Source organism: Chloroflexota bacterium (genome assembly GCA_016875875.1).
In the GTDB taxonomy this organism is placed as follows: Bacteria; Chloroflexota; Dehalococcoidia; order GIF9; family UBA5629; genus 9FT-COMBO-48-23.
In genome coordinates, this window is sequence record VGOP01000003.1 from 20,959 (window position 1) to 38,788 (window position 17,830).

Annotated in this window: 19 protein-coding genes; 12 read left to right on the forward strand and 7 right to left on the reverse strand. The window is 47.8% G+C overall.

The window, feature by feature from the left end; translation table 11 throughout:
* Positions 1–16 precede the first annotated feature (16 nt).
* The 6 genes from FJ023_02840 to FJ023_02865 are packed head-to-tail and all read right to left on the reverse strand — an operon-like array spanning position 17 to position 6,829.
* Positions 17–409: a hydrogenase iron-sulfur subunit gene (locus tag FJ023_02840; protein MBM4446273.1), complete on the reverse strand. Its 393-nt coding sequence runs from the start codon at positions 407–409 to the stop codon at positions 17–19.
* Complete coding sequence (locus FJ023_02845) at positions 406–3,939, reverse strand: 4Fe-4S dicluster domain-containing protein (protein ID MBM4446274.1); 3,534 nt, start codon at positions 3,937–3,939, stop codon at positions 406–408. Before FJ023_02845 ends, FJ023_02840 begins: the two co-directional genes overlap by 4 nt.
* Positions 3,940–3,962: 23 nt before the next feature.
* A complete protein-coding gene (locus tag FJ023_02850) occupies positions 3,963–4,535 on the reverse strand; it encodes a pyruvate ferredoxin oxidoreductase (protein ID MBM4446275.1) in 573 nt (190 codons plus the stop codon).
* A gap of 14 nt (positions 4,536–4,549) precedes the next feature.
* Positions 4,550–5,389 carry a 2-oxoacid:ferredoxin oxidoreductase subunit beta gene (locus FJ023_02855; protein ID MBM4446276.1) on the reverse strand — a complete coding sequence of 280 codons (840 nt, stop codon included), beginning with the start codon at positions 5,387–5,389 and terminating at the stop codon, positions 4,550–4,552.
* A gap of 5 nt (positions 5,390–5,394) precedes the next feature.
* A complete protein-coding gene (locus FJ023_02860; GenBank protein ID MBM4446277.1) occupies positions 5,395–6,546 on the reverse strand; it encodes a 2-oxoacid:acceptor oxidoreductase subunit alpha in 1,152 nt (383 codons plus the stop codon).
* 7 nt (positions 6,547–6,553) lie between these two features.
* On the reverse strand, positions 6,554–6,829 hold the full coding sequence (locus tag FJ023_02865; GenBank protein ID MBM4446278.1) for a 4Fe-4S dicluster domain-containing protein: 276 nt from the start codon (positions 6,827–6,829) through the stop codon (positions 6,554–6,556).
* A 165-nt stretch (positions 6,830–6,994) separates the two neighbouring features.
* Between FJ023_02865 and FJ023_02870 the strand changes: the two genes are divergently transcribed.
* The 7 genes from FJ023_02870 to FJ023_02900 all read left to right on the forward strand — a co-directional run bounded on the left by FJ023_02870 (position 6,995) and on the right by FJ023_02900 (position 13,762).
* Positions 6,995–7,663 (forward strand): PKD domain-containing protein, encoded by a 669-nt coding sequence (locus FJ023_02870; protein ID MBM4446279.1) that lies wholly within the window; start codon positions 6,995–6,997, stop codon positions 7,661–7,663.
* A 782-nt stretch (positions 7,664–8,445) separates the two neighbouring features.
* Positions 8,446–8,808, forward strand: coding sequence for a lamin tail domain-containing protein (locus tag FJ023_02875; GenBank protein MBM4446280.1), 363 nt, complete (start codon positions 8,446–8,448; stop codon positions 8,806–8,808).
* On the forward strand, positions 8,805–10,223 hold the full coding sequence (locus tag FJ023_02880; protein ID MBM4446281.1) for a hypothetical protein: 1,419 nt from the start codon (positions 8,805–8,807) through the stop codon (positions 10,221–10,223). The genes FJ023_02875 and FJ023_02880 overlap by 4 nt, the downstream gene beginning before the upstream one ends.
* Before the next feature lie 84 nt (positions 10,224–10,307).
* Positions 10,308–11,222 carry a lamin tail domain-containing protein gene (locus FJ023_02885; protein MBM4446282.1) on the forward strand — a complete coding sequence of 305 codons (915 nt, stop codon included), beginning with the start codon at positions 10,308–10,310 and terminating at the stop codon, positions 11,220–11,222.
* Positions 11,223–11,422: 200 nt separating this feature from the next.
* Complete coding sequence (locus FJ023_02890; protein ID MBM4446283.1) at positions 11,423–12,223, forward strand: zinc-ribbon domain-containing protein; 801 nt, start codon at positions 11,423–11,425, stop codon at positions 12,221–12,223.
* 523 nt (positions 12,224–12,746) lie between these two features.
* Entirely contained in the window at positions 12,747–13,070 is a 324-nt protein-coding gene (locus FJ023_02895; protein MBM4446284.1) for a hypothetical protein, read from the forward strand.
* A gap of 62 nt (positions 13,071–13,132) precedes the next feature.
* Positions 13,133–13,762, forward strand: coding sequence for a DUF4389 domain-containing protein (locus FJ023_02900; protein ID MBM4446285.1), 630 nt, complete (start codon positions 13,133–13,135; stop codon positions 13,760–13,762).
* A gap of 170 nt (positions 13,763–13,932) precedes the next feature.
* On the opposite strand, the gene FJ023_02905 is transcribed toward FJ023_02900, so the two are convergent.
* Positions 13,933–14,160 (reverse strand): hypothetical protein, encoded by a 228-nt coding sequence (locus tag FJ023_02905; protein MBM4446286.1) that lies wholly within the window; start codon positions 14,158–14,160, stop codon positions 13,933–13,935.
* A 240-nt stretch (positions 14,161–14,400) separates the two neighbouring features.
* Here FJ023_02905 and FJ023_02910 point away from each other — a divergent pair, with 240 nt between their 5' ends.
* The 5 genes from FJ023_02910 to msrA all read left to right on the forward strand — a co-directional run bounded on the left by FJ023_02910 (position 14,401) and on the right by msrA (position 17,724).
* Positions 14,401–15,129, forward strand: a complete 729-nt coding sequence (locus FJ023_02910) for a hypothetical protein (GenBank protein MBM4446287.1) — start codon at positions 14,401–14,403, stop codon at positions 15,127–15,129.
* A 41-nt stretch (positions 15,130–15,170) separates the two neighbouring features.
* Positions 15,171–16,169, forward strand: a complete 999-nt coding sequence (locus FJ023_02915) for a hypothetical protein (protein ID MBM4446288.1) — start codon at positions 15,171–15,173, stop codon at positions 16,167–16,169.
* A gap of 153 nt (positions 16,170–16,322) precedes the next feature.
* Complete coding sequence (locus FJ023_02920) at positions 16,323–16,703, forward strand: ribonuclease G (GenBank protein MBM4446289.1); 381 nt, start codon at positions 16,323–16,325, stop codon at positions 16,701–16,703.
* 2 nt (positions 16,704–16,705) lie between these two features.
* A complete protein-coding gene (gene msrB, locus FJ023_02925) occupies positions 16,706–17,149 on the forward strand; it encodes a peptide-methionine (R)-S-oxide reductase MsrB (GenBank protein MBM4446290.1) in 444 nt (147 codons plus the stop codon).
* A gap of 2 nt (positions 17,150–17,151) precedes the next feature.
* Entirely contained in the window at positions 17,152–17,724 is a 573-nt protein-coding gene (gene msrA, locus FJ023_02930; GenBank protein ID MBM4446291.1) for a peptide-methionine (S)-S-oxide reductase MsrA, read from the forward strand.
* The last annotated feature ends 106 nt before the right edge of the window (positions 17,725–17,830 follow it).

Here is a 17,830-nt window from a genome sequence, read left to right on the forward strand (position 1 = left end):
CTGCTTGTATATCCTATCATTGAGCCTGCTCTATTTCGGCTATAAAGTTCTTCACCTGTTTCACAAAGCCAGCACCGTCACCTCGGGGTAAACGGGTAAGTTTGAGCTTTTTCAACCCCAAGCCCAACAACCCTAATACTCCGCGCGTCCTTTCATACTCTTTGACATTAAACTTGTCATCCTTCTCGTAGTAACAACCATCCGATTCACATCCTAAGAGCATCACCCCACCCGCTCCCAGCTCAAAAGCCTTAAGGATCAGACCTGAGTGCACACGAGAAAGACAACTCACCCTAACCACCTTTACCAATGGCGGATAGTTAAGACGGCTTTTTGCCGCTGCCTCAATGCAGCTAAGGCCGTCCCAGTTACAAGTAAAAACCACGATGTCGGCGTTGGTTCGGCTCATGTTGCCACACCAACCTTGCTAGATTTTTTCAACTGGGCTTCGAGCGTACTAATTATGCTTAAATCGTTTTGCACAAGCTGAGTTATAGCACCGGTAGGACATGAGGTGATACAAGCTCCGCAACCCAGGCACAGCATCGGGTTAATAACAGCATAAGCAGTGCCTAAGTCACAAATTTTCATCTCTATATAAGGACACACCGCAGCACAATCACCACAGCCACGGCACAGCTGTCTATCGATATCAACCGCAGTAACCCGCGGTCTTAGCATGCCCTGGCTCAAATAACTTGAGACTCTAGCTGCCATTGCCCGTCCCATAATAACCTGTTTCTCAGGTGACTCCAATGCGCTTGACGACACGATAAATATACCGGTGGGGTCTCCGATAGCGAATTCTCGTAAGGTAAAACCTAAAATTACCCTATTGTCCAGGTGAGTATTCCACGCCAGAATACGGCCGACGAGACTTGTCTTGAAAGTGGCATCAGCCTGAGCAAGTATTTTATCCAACGCTCCAGTATCCACTATCACTGCACCGGCTTTGATATTAGCTGTCTCCGATGGGTACTCAAGGATAGCTTCATAGTTTCCGGGCACACCATCAAGCCTTAATGTTCGGGGCCATGTCATGACAGATATGCCCAGTTTTACAAGCTCCTTTAACAGACTAGCTTCTTTTTCGAGGTATTCGTTGGGTTGCTTTCCCTTTTTTCTCTTTAATTCTGACTTGTATATGAGGGCTACCGAATAAGCCTGAGATGCCAGGCCTATTGCGGTTGCCAGACCGGAAAGCCCGGTGCTTATCACCAACGCGCCTTCGGTAATAGGGCGTCCCTTCAGTATCACCGGCAAGGTGTCTTGAGCCCGAACAACCCCTGAGCTGACTATCTCTATAGCCTTATGAGTAGCCTCCGCTGGATTGTCGCTATGCACCCAGGCGCATTGCTCGCGAATATTAACAAATTCCACAACTGTACTGTGATCTGCACCCAAGTATCGGCTCAAATATCCTTGACACCTTACTCGCTGTTCAGTGCAACTGAAGCAGACCTGTTCCAGATTGCAACACCGACAAGCGGCTACGACCAGCCTGCTTAGTTGCTCTTCTGCGGCCAAAGTCTTAATCTCTTGTGCTCCATATTCAGTGCATATCTGAGATAACTCCTGGACACAAGAAACGCCAGGAAGGCGTTGTATTTCACTGACCACCTCAGAAAGGTTAATTATAGAACTGATGCTGCCGCCACAGCGACACAGGACTACACCAGTACGCTCATCGCCAACACCGACCAGCCCCATCGTTTCTGGCTCGAAATTCAAGCGGCCGTCATGATTCCCCTCGGCATCTGCACCAGTTGGGACAGTCTTCTCTCTTAGCTTCAACTCTTGTGCTATATCCAGTGCAATTGCTGAAGCACGACTAAGTTCATCCCATAAATCTCCGTCGCTTTCAGCTTCTACAACGAATATACCTGGGTCGGAAATCTGAAGAGTTCTGCCTTGCCCAGCCTCAGACTGAGACAGGTCAGCCGTGCCACTGTTAGAAATAAAATTAACTACAGCTCCAGCTTCTATTTTCACCGACTCGATAGTATCCTTATGGGAGACTGCACTTACCTGGCATACACGCTCACATTCCAGACAACCACTACAGAAGGCACAGCTAAGACAGCGTTCAGCCTCCAGCTTTGATACCTCCGCAGACAGCCCTCTGTTAGTTTCCTCGAAACTGCCCATCCTATCAGCATGGGGAAGCGTGGGCATCTTAGTACGCTTTTGGGGCGAGACATATCTCTCCTTAATATCGACCTCAACCGGCTCAGGGCTCTCTAGGCTGCGGTCTTTCCTCAGGTCACGTCCGCCGAGATACCTGTCTATTGACTCCGCAGCTCGGAGACCGGCAGCCATAGCTTCAACAACAGTGTTAGGGCCGGTGATACAATCACCACCGGCAAAGATATCAGGTATGTTGGTCTGAAGTGTTAATGGATCCACACTTATAGTTGCATCGTCATTGAGCTTGATATCCTTTAATCTTAGTAGCCCTGTACTTGGTCGCTGTCCTATAGCCACAACCACATGGTCAGCATCAATGGTAAACTCCGAGCCCTCAATGGGCACAGGTTGGCGTCGGCCGGTAGCATCGACCTTCCCCAGTTTCATCCGCTGGCAGCGTATGCCTGTAACCTTGGCCCCATCTCCGATGATTTCAACAGGGACAGTAAGATAATCAATCAGCACGCCTTCTTCAAGAGCTTCCTCGACATGATCTTTTATGGCGGTCATTTCTTCTGACGTACGCCGATAAAGTATTCGCACAGTGCCTTTACTCCGTCTCTTCACTGCCCTTGCTGAATCCACAGCACTGTTGCCACCACCAATTACCACCACATTAGAACCGACAGTAGCACCTACCTTCAAATTGAGCGCAAAGAGCATTGAGATTACGTCGACAACACCTTCGAGGTCTTCACCGGGGATATTCAGTTTATTATTTAAACCAGCACCTATAGCCAAATAAAAAGCCCGGTAACCTTGTTCCCTCAGGTCGGAGAGCGTTATGTCTCGACCTACGATTACACCTGTCTTTATATCCACGCCCATAGCCTTAACTGCCTCTACCTCCCTCTCTCGCACCTCGCGGGGAAGACGGAACCGAGGAATACCTGTAGCCAGCATGCCACCAACCACCGCATGGGACTCAAATATAGTGGGCATATATCCTCGTCTGGCCAGTTCCCAGGCTGCTGCCAGCCCAGATGGCCCGCTGCCAACAATGGCTATTTTTTCTTCTCTGGGTTTGACTTGGCTTCTGCGGTTGTAATTAATGCTGCCAGATGCATTATCCGCAGCATAGCGATGCAGGGCCTGAATGAACACGGGGCTATCGACTTTAGCCCGCTGACAATCATCTTCGCATGGATGACTGCATACCCGTCCGAGTATCCCAGCTAACGGTGCAGCTTCGTTGATGAGATTTAGAGCTTCGTCCGCCTTACCTTTAGCCAAAAGACAGATGAAACCGGGCACATTGATACCGAGGGGACAAGCTGCCCGGCAAGGGGCGGTGTCGTTTTTATCTATGGAGTAAGCTGCCGGTATTGACTGAATCCCTACCAGTGGTGCATGGATAGCGCCGTGTGCAAGGGTCAAACTACCGTGGGAAAACGGTATTTTGACTGGGCATGCTTCCTGACATTGGCCACAACTAGTGCACAATTTCTCATCAACATATCGGGGCAGTTTTTTCACCTTTAGATTAAATTGTCCCCGCTTCTTGGTTACAGCTTCCACACAAGAGTTAGTGTAAAGCTTAACCCCGGGATGAGTGGCTGCCCTGAGTAACAGTGGCCAAATGCGGAATTGTTCATTAGCAGAAGCATCTTGCGAGCGGCTACTTCCATTACCGTCTAAACTCAATGCCTTGGTAGAGACAATGAGGCTAACCTCAGCGCCCATTTGGACTAGATTCAAAGCACACTGGGCTGCACCAACGCTATTACCAATTACTGCAACACCCCTTGCCATCGATACTATGCCTAGCTTTTCTTTCAATGCTTCAGTTTGTATTCATACCCCAGCGTGAAAGCTTTGATGTTAAATTCTCCCGTGCCTTTGGGCACAGTCGCCAGAATTGATTTTTTTAATGCTTCAGAAGAAACTACATCGCTGACTGCTGCGAGGAATCCAAGCATGATGATATTGGCTACTACCACCCTTCCCATCTCGCGGGCGAGATTGGTGGCCGGTATAGAAAGTATCTTAAAGTTCCGGGAGGTGTTTGGTTTTACCATGTCTGGGTCTATAATAACCAGTGCCTCTGGCCCGAGATTTGGCGTGTACTTGTTATAGGCCTCTTGTGACATAATAACCAGCACCTGTGGGCTTGCCACGTATGGATAGCCTACAGGCTCATCAGAGACCACCACTTCAGCACTGCAGGAGCCACCCCGTGCTTCTGGGCCGTAGCTTTGAGTAAGGGTGGCAAATCTCTCTTTCTCGTATAATGAAACCGCCTGCCCCAGAATTTGACCGGCAAGCACTATCCCCTGTCCGCCAGTACCGCTTAATCTTACTTCTATTCTGCTCAAGTCCCTTTCTCCAAGCAATCCCTCCCGAATCATCCGCCTCGCGCCCGCTATCGTTTTTTCGGCTTGCTTGCTCTGCCAAGCATCTGCTGGTAGCAATCCCACAAAGTAGGCCGTTCTATATCAACAAATTTACCTACCACAATGGGGCCATTTAGAGATAGCTCAACGTCTTTTGGGTCAGCCCCATCGCGGATGATACTTCTCTCTTGATAGCTGCGCATTTCATCTAGGCCACGTGGCAATTTATTTTGACGCCCGTAGACAGTAGGGCAGGGGCTGAGCACCTCTATAAAGCTAAAACCTGGTTTGGCCAAAGCTTCAGCGATTGACCTTTCCAGTTCTCGCAAATGCAACACTGTCCATCTGGCAACATATGTAGCACCACTGGCAGCAACCAGGTAAGGCAAGTTAAAAGGATACTCGAAGTTGCCATATGGTGAAGTGGCACTTCGAGCCTCGAGTGGCGTCGTCGGCCCCACCTGGCCACCGGTCATACCGTAATTGAAATTATTTATACAAATGACAGTCATATCGATATTACGGCGGGCAGAATGAATAAGATGGTTACCTCCAATGGCCACAATGTCACCATCTCCTGAAAAGACCACTACATTCAATTCCGGATTTGCCAGTTTGAGGCCGGTAGCGAAGGGGAGAGCCCGACCGTGTGTGGTATGAAAAGAGTCCAGCTTAATGTAGCCGGCTACTCTACCCGAGCAGCCGATTCCGGAAACCACAGATACTTTATCTGGATTCAGCCCAGCACGGTCAATAGCCCTGATAAAACATCCGGTCGCTGGTCCAATGCCACAGCCAGCACACCAAATGTGCGGTATCCTGTCTATTCTCAGATAGCAGTCTATAGGATTTGTATCTACTGTCAGCATCTTCATCATCTGGCTTCCTCTCGTATAGCCTCTAGAATCGTCTCGGGAAGGTGCACGCCGCCACCCATATGGGGCACCAGCCTAGCCTTAGCTTTGCCTGCAGCACACCGCTCCACTTCCCTAACTATTTGCCCATAGTTTATCTCTGGGACGACAAAGGCTTTAACTTTGGGTGCTAGCTTTCTAATGCGGTCTTCAACAAAAGGCCAAACTGTTATCAGCCGTAGCAAGCCAGCCTTTATCCCTTGGTCTCTTGCCTTCTGAACCGCATATCTAGCAATACGGGCGGATATGCCATAGCTAACCACGATGACCTCAGCATCATCAACATTTACCTCTTCATACCTTATTATGTCTTTGGCATTTAGCCGTATTTTATCCACGAGCCGTCGCACCAATCTGTCCTGAGCCTCTGCGGTCATTACCGGATAGCCTCTTTCGTCATGGGTCAGGCCGGTAACATGGAAGCGATACCCCTCACCGGCTATAGCCATCGGAGGCACAAGCCCCTCCTTGGAATCATATGGCAAGTACTCTTCCGGGGCTACCTTAGGGCGTGGTCTGTTGACCAACTCTTTTTGGCTGATCCGTTGCATGACAACCTTTTCACTCATATGACCCACCGCCTCATCAGCCATGAGCAGTACAGGTACCCGGTATTTCTCAGATAAATTAAATGCCGTAATGGTGAAGTCGAACATCTCCTGTGGAGAATCAGGAACAAGAGCGATGATTTCGTAGTGTCCGTGAGCACCCCACCTGGCCTGCATCATGTCCCCCTGTGCGACAAGGGTAGGTAATCCCGTAGACGGGCCTGCTCTCTGAACATTGACTACGACACAGGGCGTTTCCAGCATCACACCTAGGCCCAAATTCTCCATCATCAAGCTGAATCCCGGGCCTGAGGTAGCAGTCATCGCCTTTACTCCCCCCCAGGAAGCCCCAAGCACGGCGTTCATGGAAGCTATCTCATCTTCCATCTGCATGAAGACACCGCCTACCTGAGGAAGCCGTTCGCTCATCCTCTCGGCCACCTCGGTTGCCGGTGTGATAGGATAGCCGGCAAAAAAACGGCAACCGGCACTTATAGCCCCTTCGGCGCAAGCCAAATCGCCATTCATGAAGAATTCACCGCAGAGTACATTCTCCTTAGGCATGTGTTGCCTACACTTCTTTTTCTTCTTTCTCTTCCGTAGTTGGGTAAATCCCGAACTCGGGACATATTGCCTCGCAGAGACCGCAACCCAGGCATTTACTCTCGTCGACCACCTTGACCATGTCATAGCCCTTGGGACTGAGCTCATCAGTCATCTTCAAGACTCCGCGAGGACAAAATTCCGCGCAATAGCCACATCCTTTGCATCTGTCTATGTCAATGTGCACCTTGACTGGCCTAGGGGCCTTATCGGCTATATCGAAAGGCTTTCTCCACAATTTCATATCAGCACCGCTTGTAACTGTTATCTGGGGGTAGTATCCGCCCAGTTATAAAGAAATAACAGCCAGCACCGCTGGCCATAACCACGTTAAGAAAAAAGTATAGCAAATCTGTATCTACTTAACAAATAGTTGAGATTCAGCGATATTAAAGCTAAAATTCAGACAATGCGTAAGCTTTTTCTATTAGCTTTGTTATTACTTGCGCCTATGATAAGCTGCGCTCGAGAGTCTGAGCCTGTCCTTATACCACCTCCCACAGCGGATTTTGCCGCCAGTCCGGAAGAGGGGCTAGCTCCTTTGGCAGTTACCTTTACTGACTTATCAACAGGTGATGTTACCCGCCGGCATTGGGACTTCGGCGATAGGCAGTTCAGCAATGGGGCGGGGCCTAGCCATACTTATACTACAGCCGGAAACTACACCGTTTCGCTGGCAATAATGGGGCCAGGGGGAAGTGACGTAGAAACAAAAGTCGAATACATAAAAGTGGGCAGTGGGGTCATAAGCTGGAAGGAAGCAGGCAGCTATATCGGTCAGCACAGAGTGGTCGAGGGAATAGTCGCTGGAACTTATTATGCAGCGGACACAAAAAGCCAGCTTACCTTCCTCGATTTCCATAAGCCTTATCAGGGCTATTTCAAATGCATAATTTGGGGTCGTGACAGGGGGAAGTTCGTAAAAGAGTTCCCACCTAATCCCGAAACTTACTTCTTAAATAAGCGTGTTCAGGTCACCGGCTTAATCGAAGAATATCCCAAAGGCTCAGGTGTCCCGGAGATAGTCCTCAGAGACCCATCTCAGATCAAGGTCGTCGTAGAACAGCTTACTCCATGAGCAGGCCGATTAGAAGGCAGAGCTCTATACCCAGTTACTCCCACCAAAATTACGTCCACTTGTGCCATGAGGCTGTAATTAGCCTGTAGCAAGATGCAATCTTAAGTACTAAAGTCCTAGCTATTTACCTAACTGATTAATTGATGTAAAGCAGCGCTCTAACGTATACTATTTGTAAGAACAACGTGGAATGAAGGTTATTTTACGAACAAAGATAACAAGCTATTATGAAAAACGCAGCTATTAGGTGCTTAATCTCATTTGCAGTGCTGCTCTTGTTAACACTCACTTTGGTTGTGGCTTGCGCTCAGCCAGTGCCAGCTCCGTCATCTCCTGCACCACCCCAAGTACAACCACCAACTACTACTGAAAATAAGCCGCCAGAAGAAACGCCTCCGTTCAACGAAGCCACTAATGAACATGGAGAGGAATGGCGCACAATTGAGACTTTCAGCGGCAAGGGAAACTACACTACACCTACATTCCATATAGATGGCACAGAATGGCGCATCACCTGGGCAATAGATGCTGAAGACCCTGGAACAGCCATCTTTAAACTGGTTATTTACCAAAAAGATGCGCCCTATGCGATATGGCAGACCGTTTCCAACCCAGGTAGCAGTAGCAGCGAAGTCAATTATTTTTTATCTCCGGAAGATAAACGCGATTTCTTCATTAATGTCACAGCTCAGAATCTGCGCTCCTGGACTGTTATAATAGAAGACAACGCCCTTACGGCACCCTCTTCCCCTGTCCAAATAACTTATATTCGTTACAAGGGTATGGTGTATCCACGAGATTCGGCAAAAGGCATATGCTACGAAAGGGTCGAGCCTGATGAATATGTGGTTATCAAAAACATCAGCGAGTGCTATGTGGATATTAGTGGCTGGGTACTAAAGAACAGGAACAAGATATATCCCTCGTTCACTTTCCCGTCCTGCGTACTGATCCCGGGGGAAATCATACGAGTTTATACAGACGAGTTCAATCCCGAAACTGGAGGTTTTAGTTTTTACTATGGCCCTGGCGATATCTGGAGTAACAATAAGCCCGATATAGCTGTTTTGTACGATGCCCAAGGCAATGAGGTCTCCAGAAAAAGCTACACGGTCCCCACAAAAATAAATGAGGCCAGCCAGTGAACAGCGAAGTAAATTGGGATAGGACGATGTTCAAGAAAACTCTTTTTATTTTCTCATTAAGCCTGCTTCTGGCAATACTAGTAATGCAGATTCAAGCCTTCTACATGCCGGCACTTGCCGAAGAGCCTAAACCAGAATGCTGGGCCGCTATCATAGGTGTAACAGAGTACCGATGTCCATTCTGTGTATTTGACAAGGAATGGAACGTATATCCAGTAGGAGTAAAACATCCTGATGACGATGCACGAGACTTGGCCGCTCAATTATCCCCTATCATTGGTAAAGACCACATTAAGCTATTGCTAAATAGTGAGGCAACTAATGTGGGCATCTATTATGCAATCCAGTGGCTGGCTGAAAGGTCCGGTGCTGATGACACCGCGTTGTTTTATTTCTGTGGACACAGTGCTCCCCAAAATCTAGGGTCCTACGATTATTTCATTTCAGATTGGCAACTAGCTAACTGGCTAGACAAACTAAATTCACAAAAGGTCGTCGTCATCTTGGACACTTGCTATGCTGGCTCCTTCAGCAAGGAACTTGGCCGGAATGGCCGAGTAGTCCTGATGGGCTGTCAACCAACTGAAAGCTCTCTCGAAGACCGTGAGCTTGAGCACGGTGTTTTCACACACTACATCCTGCAAACGTTCAGTAATTTCGATGCCGCCGACACGAACCGCGATTATGAACTCTCTGCTGAGGAGATATTTGAGTATGCCAATCCTAAGACCATAGAAGAAATTGTATCACCTTTTGCTAATCTGCCAGCTTTCTCAAAGGGAAATGTGCAACACCCTGCACTTTACACACCCCCTTATCGCTCTGGTCAAATCAATCTGTTTATGAATGTCATCTTCCATACCGACGCTAACTTTCCATCTGACGCCACAGTCTTAACCGCAGACGGGGAACCATACTTAATAGGAGAGTTGCCCACGTCGTTCACTTGGCTATCCGGCTCAGCCCATCGCTTCGATATTCCCCTACAAGTGAGCACCACGGAGGGAACGAGGCTCATGTTCACCTCGTGGAATGATGGCGATAAATCCATTTCGAGAACGATTTCACAAGGCGGCGAATACACGGCCAATTACAAAACTCAGTATACGCTCGAACTCGAATCACCCTACGGTAGCCCTAAGGGGGAGGGCTGGTATGATTCAGGCTCAAGAGCTACCATCTCAACAAGTTCTACCGAAGGAAAGATAATCCAGCATATCTTCACCGGCTGGAGCGGAGATTTTACCGGACAAGAAGCTACCGCATTGGTGACCATGGATAAGCCAAAAACGATCAAAGCTAACTGGAAAACTGATTACCTGAGGCTCTACTTACTCATATTCGGCCTCATAGCCCTGACTGGAATCACCGCAACCATTATGGTATATATACACAATAAAAAGAAATCACTCTAGGAGTCCGTCATCTATTCAGCACCATCATCAGCGCGTGTTTCACTTCTATACATTGGATTGGCACTTTTGCTGGCCAGTCTGATTATGGCGTGCGGACTAACGAAGCCAACCCCACCGGCTTCCAAGCCCAAGACGCAACCACCCACCAATACTGAAAATCAAACGCCGACAGAAACATCCCCACCTGAAGAGACCAAAAATGAAGCCGAATGGAGCACCATTCAGACTTTTACTGGCAAAGATAGTAAGGATACAACCCCATTTCACGTTTCTGGCACAGAATGGCGCATTATCTGGGCAGCAAATGCTGAGCGCCCTGAATACGCCGTTTTCGACATCCTTGTATATCCACAGGACAAACCAGGCGTGCTTACGAAGAGGATTTCATACTCAAAAGGTACTTCTAGCGACACTGCCTACATCTATGAAGGCGGCCGTGACTACTATTTGAAAGTTACTGCAGCCAATTTGAGTAGTTGGACTATAACAGTGGAAGAACCAGCGTCAGACTACACAAACCAGAAGTTGACCTCCCCTGTGCAGATAACTAAGATCAACTACAAAGGCCAGGATTATATCAAGAGCCATGAAGCGGGATATGACATAATTGAATTCGATGAATATGTAGAAATCAAAAACCTGAGCGATTCTCGGCAGAATATAGCCGGGTGGGTGCTGAAGAATCTAACAAAGGGGGGACCTGCGTTTGTCTTCCCCACCTTCATGCCGTGCTCATGTCAATGGTACGGCAACTTTGAAGATTGTATTAAATACTGCTCTCCCCCACGCCCATGTGCCATAGACCCCCATAGGAGCATTCGAGTTTATACTGGCGAAATCCATCATGAATCGGGAGGTTTCTGCTTCTGCTTGTTCCCAGGCGATATCTGGAACAACGAGATACCTGATACAGCCGTTCTATATAATCTTGAAGGTCAGGAGGTATCCAGAAAAAGCTATATAATAACAGCTAAGAACAGTGTTACCTCAGGTGAGTAGCTTGGTCAGTTCGGATAAGGCACCAAACAAAATTAGCCTGAAGGTCAATGCGGCTCACTTTATAATCCTAAAAATTGACGGTTTGACTATTGCTTTCTCCAAACCATCAGATGTATAATCATGATAATACAATGTGGCAATGGAAACAGACAGGCAGCTGAGGTTTGGAGCAGGAACAGAAATAGGTAGGGAAGTAAAGTATGCAACAAAGGTGTCCTAATTGTGGTTCGCCAATTGCGCCGGGTCAGCGATTTTGTGGTGGCTGTGGTGCTCAGTTAAGCCTCGCTTGCCCCTATTGCAGGATCACGGTCAGCCCTGGAACTAAGTTTTGCCCGAGCTGTGGTGCCTCATTAGGCGGAGGCACGCCCCAGCAACCGGGATGGGGACCACAGCCAGGTGGAATGCCACCGCAACAACCAGGTTGGGGACCACAGCCAGGTGGAATGCCACCGCAACAACCAGGTTGGGGACCACAGCCAGGATGGGGACAGCAACAAGCATGGGCACCACCAGCGCCAAAGAGGCAATCATCGTCATCGTCGAGACCGTTTCTAGTGCTATTGTTATTTGTCCTCCTTATCGGCCTTGGAGCTCTCACTTATTTGTACACACCAATCGGTGATACAATAAAAGACCTACTCCAATCTTACACTGGTGGCACCACCACAACGCCTACCGTAGATACCACAAAGCCAGTATTATCAGATTACAATGCAAATGTAGGCCCAACCAGTGCTGCTATCACCTGGAAAACTGATGAGTTCTCTAGCACCCAGGTTGAGTATGGTGAGACCGTGGCTTATGGTTCAGTTATGCCAGCCATACCAGATCACGACCCAACTGGTGGCCAGTCGCTCGGAGTTGTCGACCATGCTGTAACTTTGACCGGCCTTAAGCCAAACACTATTTACCATTATAGAGTCAAGTCCAAAAACGCGGCCAACCTTGAAGCAGTATCAGCCGATCAGACTTTTACCACCACTACTGCGTCCGAAGAGTAGCTTTAGCTTCATTTACACCTAACCCCAGGTTAAGCTTTAGCTTCGCTCTCACCTTAATTTATGCGACCCTAAAGTGTCGCAACTACATTTTTATCGCCACAAGTTGTATAATCAACCCAGTCGGGCTATATAGCCTCAAAACACAAGGGAGGTGACGATGAAGTATATATATCTACTAGCCATCATTGTTCTTCTACTTTTGTCCGGAGGTTGTACTCTAATAAATGAAGCACCTCGTCATACAGCCGAAGAGGTGACAACGATAGCCAAGAGCTTCAGTCCAGATTGCCGGGTACAGCTACCGGCCGAGCCGTCGCACGGCTGAGGTTGTGCCGCTCCTCAGTATGAGGAGGCTGACTCAATTTTCACTACTGAGTACTTAGGGAATGGAACATGGAGCATAACCAAGACCTGCCCCATAAACTCAGAATATGACCGTGTCTGGAATTTCTACGACAATACCAATGAATTAGTGTGGAAGTAAAAACTATGCCAAATGAATTAAAAGAGAGCCGATGTCCCTATGAGTGATGTTCTGGATGAAGCCCAAGCATTAGTGCAATGCAAAGCCTGCCCCTGGTATAAGAGCTGCGTCTTGCCCATGCGGCTAACAGAGGATGACCTAAGAAGGCAGCTGGAGTCTTCCATACCCGGAGCCAACACCCCCGGGGCAGCCCAATACGGCATGCAGCAGTTGTTATCCGGCCTGGCAGCCGCTGCCGAAAACTCCATCCTTGAAGGTTGCCCGATATTCATCAACAGACTTCGCTCAAACCCCAAGCTCGCCGAGCAAATAAAGAAATTAATGCGGGAATGGTCAAGGGAGAACCAGGAACAAACCCCCTAAAAAATAAACCAATTCTCGTGCTCTGATTTAACAGCTAAAATCGTAAATAAGGAGGTTATATTATGGCGAAGGCTTCGCCTGCCTACCCGATGAGCCTTACTATAGATTACCCGGACAAGAAACTAAACAGGCTAACTACCTTCTTCAGGCCGTTCGTGGCAATTCCAATCGCCATCATCTTAGCCTTAATGATCGGCGCTGTTTTTGGCTGGGAAGATGGTGAATGGAGCTACCAATATGGCACGGCTGGACTCGTAGTCCTGCCAATCGTGCTAATGCTCCTTTTCCGGCAGAAATATCCTAAATGGTGGTTCGACTGGAATCTAGCCTTAACCCGGTTTAGTACTCGTGTTTCCGCCTACTTCGCTTTATTAAGAGATGAATACCCTTCAACCGACGAAGAGCAAGCAGTCCATCTTGATATCCCATACCCCAACGCCAAGGAGCTTAACCGCTGGCTGCCCCTGGTAAAATGGATTATGGCTATCCCACACTACATTGTTCTCCTTTTCCTCTACATCGCCGCCTCTGTGGCTGTAATAATTGCCTGGTTTGCTATCTTGTTTACCGGTCGTTATCCGAAGTCCCTGTTTGATTTCGTAGTGGGTGTATATCGGTGGTCATTGAGGGTATCTGTCTACGCTTTCCTGTTGACCACCGACCGCTACCCGCCTTTCAGCTTCAGTGACTGAAAGGACAAGATATTATTACCGCACAAAAGTCCAAGCTCGAGGGACAGTGTAGGGGATTCCTAGATGACATGAAGGGTGAGAGGCGGAAGATTATTCATCAATATAGTATCGAGGCTTTAGCCTCGCACAGAGCGACACTAAAGCCTCGCGCCCACAATAGAACTGATTTATTAGCTAAACGAGTTACCTATTGCAATTTGGATAGCAGCTAGTTCACCTAATCGTTTTGCTGCCTTAGCAGGGATCCAATTAGTAGGTTTCCAAGATCCTTTGTAACTTGGCAACAAGACTAAATAATAACCATCATCACTTGTTATCCCTATTCTGCGGCCATTACCCAAATCAACTATTTCCTTTGGTTGCCATATTACTGGCTGTTCACATACAATATTATCCATGCTACATTACCCCCCATAAAAAGATACAGTTATACATACAGTCAAGAGATACTCTCTATCTAAAATAGATACCAGGCACAGAAAAAGAAAACCAGACACACAAACAGGAAACTGCCAAGTATAGCGATAAGCTCTTTGTTCATGGTCATGTGCCACCCCCACTTTTGATTTCTAAATATAGAACGAAATAGAGCAGGCATTGGTTTAGGCCTCAGCGCCTAAAATGGTAGAATTATAAAGATGCAACCTAAGTGGTATCCTATCTTAGCTGGTACCCTGATTGTTCTGTCATTCATGGCTTGCAATCAGCGTGAGGGTCAGGCAGAGAAAGAGTTCTTTGACCTCTGCCACAAGATAAATAAATACATCGAGCAAGCACAGGCCATCGCTTCAGACCTTGAGGATTTCAAGTGGAATGAATTCTCCAATGTCGGTATAGTATGTCCCACAACAGGAGTGTGTCCGGTGGGGAGCCTGCCCATAGCTGAGAAAAACTCGCTCATTGGGGAAGCTACGGGACGCTGGGTCTCTCTGGTCGAACGATTGCCATCCCCGCAGGTAGCCAAGACGTATTCGCTACAATGTAATAATTGTTTGAAGCTCGCCACAGAGGTTTGTTCACGCAGCCCCTATAATGAATCACAAGCATTTAAGCCACAGGCGGAACAACTTACACTAACCCAGTGGCAAGATTTGTGTGGTCAACTGCAATCAGCATTACTAGGAGCTGAATATCTGGTCTTGAGGAATGAGACCATTGCCGCAGATTATACCTTCCCTCAACTGCTGACCTATCTCACCGATTCCGATGAAAAGATAAAACAAAAGTATCTTAATAAGTTCCTGGCTAAATCTGATAAATATACCCAACTACATGCTGAACTGATCCATAATATACAGCAGGCCGAACAGGTGGCAATCGAGTTAGCCAACTGGCAATTAAGTTCGCAAAGTCCCGAAGAGCAGTAAGGTATGGAAACCCATAGACATTACCTTTTGCTTTAATTTAAGTGTATAATCAAACAAATTGGAGTTTACGGGTGGCTAGGGCGAAAATTAAGCCCATCTGGTATTTCTCTTCACTTTGTAGCTTGGCTCTCTTATCAGCTTGCGCCATTATCCCAATTCGACCAGAGCCACCAGCTATTACTCTCTTCAATGCCAACCCATCAGAGATCAATCCCGGCCAGTCAACCACCTTACAATGGGACATTAAAGATGCTGCCAGCATAACTATAGACAAAGGTATAGGGGCAGTTGCTGCTACTGGGTCAAAGGAGTTATCACCAACCAAAACCATCGCTTGTACTTTGACTGCCACCAATGCCGGGGGTACTGTCAGCAAGTCCGTGGTTGTTTATGTCAATCCTCCACCACCCCCAGCCCCCGATACCGCACCACCAGTAATCAAAAACGTATCGACGTCATCTGAAACTGAGGCGGGGGCTGTCATTACCTGGGTAACAAATAAGCCGAGCAGCAGCCAGGTTGAGTATGGCAAGACCACAGAATACAGCTTAACCGCCACTTCTGATGAGCTGACCACCAACCATAGCATCACCTTGAGCGGCCTCGAGCCCAATACCATCTATCACTATCGGGTAAAGTCGAAGGACAAGGCTGGAAATGAAGCCTCGTCAACGGACAATACTTTCATCACACTCCAAGAAAAATCGCCATATTCACTGAAACTGCAATCGCTTGAATGGGGAAGAAGGACTGAAAACGTGGACCTCGGCCTAGGGCCAGTAACCGACGAAAAACATCTCTTCATCAAAGGCACGGTACAAAATAACAGCCGCGGAAGCTTGAGAGGCATGATATGCACCATGAACTGTTGGAACGACAACACCCTTGTGAAATACGCGGTATATGTATATCATGGCCCAGCCTTGCCAGGGCAAGTCTTTAACGTTGATATTCAAACCACCGATGACCCAACGGTTAACAATGTGACCATAGAGTTCGCAGATTCTCTAGGTAGGGAAATCGAGGTTATTAAGAAATAGCAAAGAGGTCTTGCCTTGCCGGTTGAGCTCTTTGCAGAGCAGCTTTCTTTGAATCGCCGGTATAACTCCAGCCTTGTAGTCCATTTCCCCATTTTCATTGAAGAATGCCCCCTTTAGTAATTCAGGTATAATACTGTCATCATGCAGCAAAATTTGACCAATACTAAAAGCGATCCGGCTACTGAAAATACATCCGGGCAGGGTCTTTCAGCCGCCGTGCCGCCGGAAATCACAGGCTGGAACTGGGGCGCTTTCTTTCTCACCTGGATATGGGGCATAGGTAACCGGGTATGGCTGTCATTTCTGGCCTTAATACCTATTCCACTTGTGGGACTGGCCATGATGGTCATCCTTGGAATTAAAGGCAACGAATGGGCGTGGCAGTGCAAAAAATGGGACAGCATAGAACAGTTTCGCCGCAGACAGCGCATCTGGATGTACTGGGGTATCGCCGGCTTTCTGGCGCCGTTTGTATTCATTCTCGGATGGGTGCTGATTATAGTAGGACTGCTAGGTTACTACGGTTATATTTGACGATGGAAAAAGTAAAGATATTTGATAGCCGCCAAAACAAAGTACTGTACGTCGATAAGATTCGCAAGACGAATGCAGAGTGGAAACAGATATTGACGCCCGAGCAATATCAAATCACCACCAATAAGGGTACGGAGCAACCGTTCACCTGCACCTTCGATAACATCAAGGAGCCCGGCATATATCAGTGTGTGCGCTGCGACACAGACCTTTTCAGGACAACAACCAAATTTAATTCCGGAACGGGGTGGCCCAGCTACTACGAGCCTGTTTCGGATTTTAATATCACACTGGAAGAAGATAAGAGCTTCGGTATGCGCAGAAGCGAAGTGCTCTGCGTCAGGTGCGATGCCCACCTGGGTCATGTTTTCGATGACGGCCCACCACCAACAGGCAAGCGCTACTGCATTAACTCGGCAGCCCTCAACTTCGCCAAAGAAAAGTAGCCATGGGCATAGAGCCAGAACGAATCAATCAGACTGCTGGCAAGGAAGTGGCAACGCTCGCCGGAGGCTGTTTCTGGTGTATGGAGGCAGTTTTCAATGAAATTGAAGGTATAGAGAATGTGGTATCCGGATATTCCGGCGGCACGACTATAAACCCCTCTTACGGCCAAGTCTGTACCGGAACAACAGGACACGCCGAAGCAGTGCAATTAACATTCGACCCCGACAAAATCTCCTTCCAGCAAATCCTGCAGATTTTCTTTGCCATACATGACCCCACTACACTAAACAGGCAAGGAGCCGATGTCGGCACTCAGTATCGCTCAGCAATCTTTTATCACAACGAGGAACAAAAAGCTGTAGCCGAGCAAGTTATTCAGGAACTAAATACTGCGCATGTCTGGAAATCGCCTATCGTAACCGAGGTCACACCATTTCAGACATTCTATCCGGCTGAGGATTATCACCAGGAATACTTCAATCGAAACCCGGCACAATCATATTGCCGCATGGTGATTATTCCCAAACTGGATAAATTCAGCAAACAGTTCCCCGAAAAAATAAAAGGACAATAGATGCTTTTCAGCACATCAACAGCCTGAATGAATCCCCTACTAAAGCTGTGCTTTCACCACCCCAAACGGTGGCTATTTTATTATTCATATTGGCCAGGTATAATGT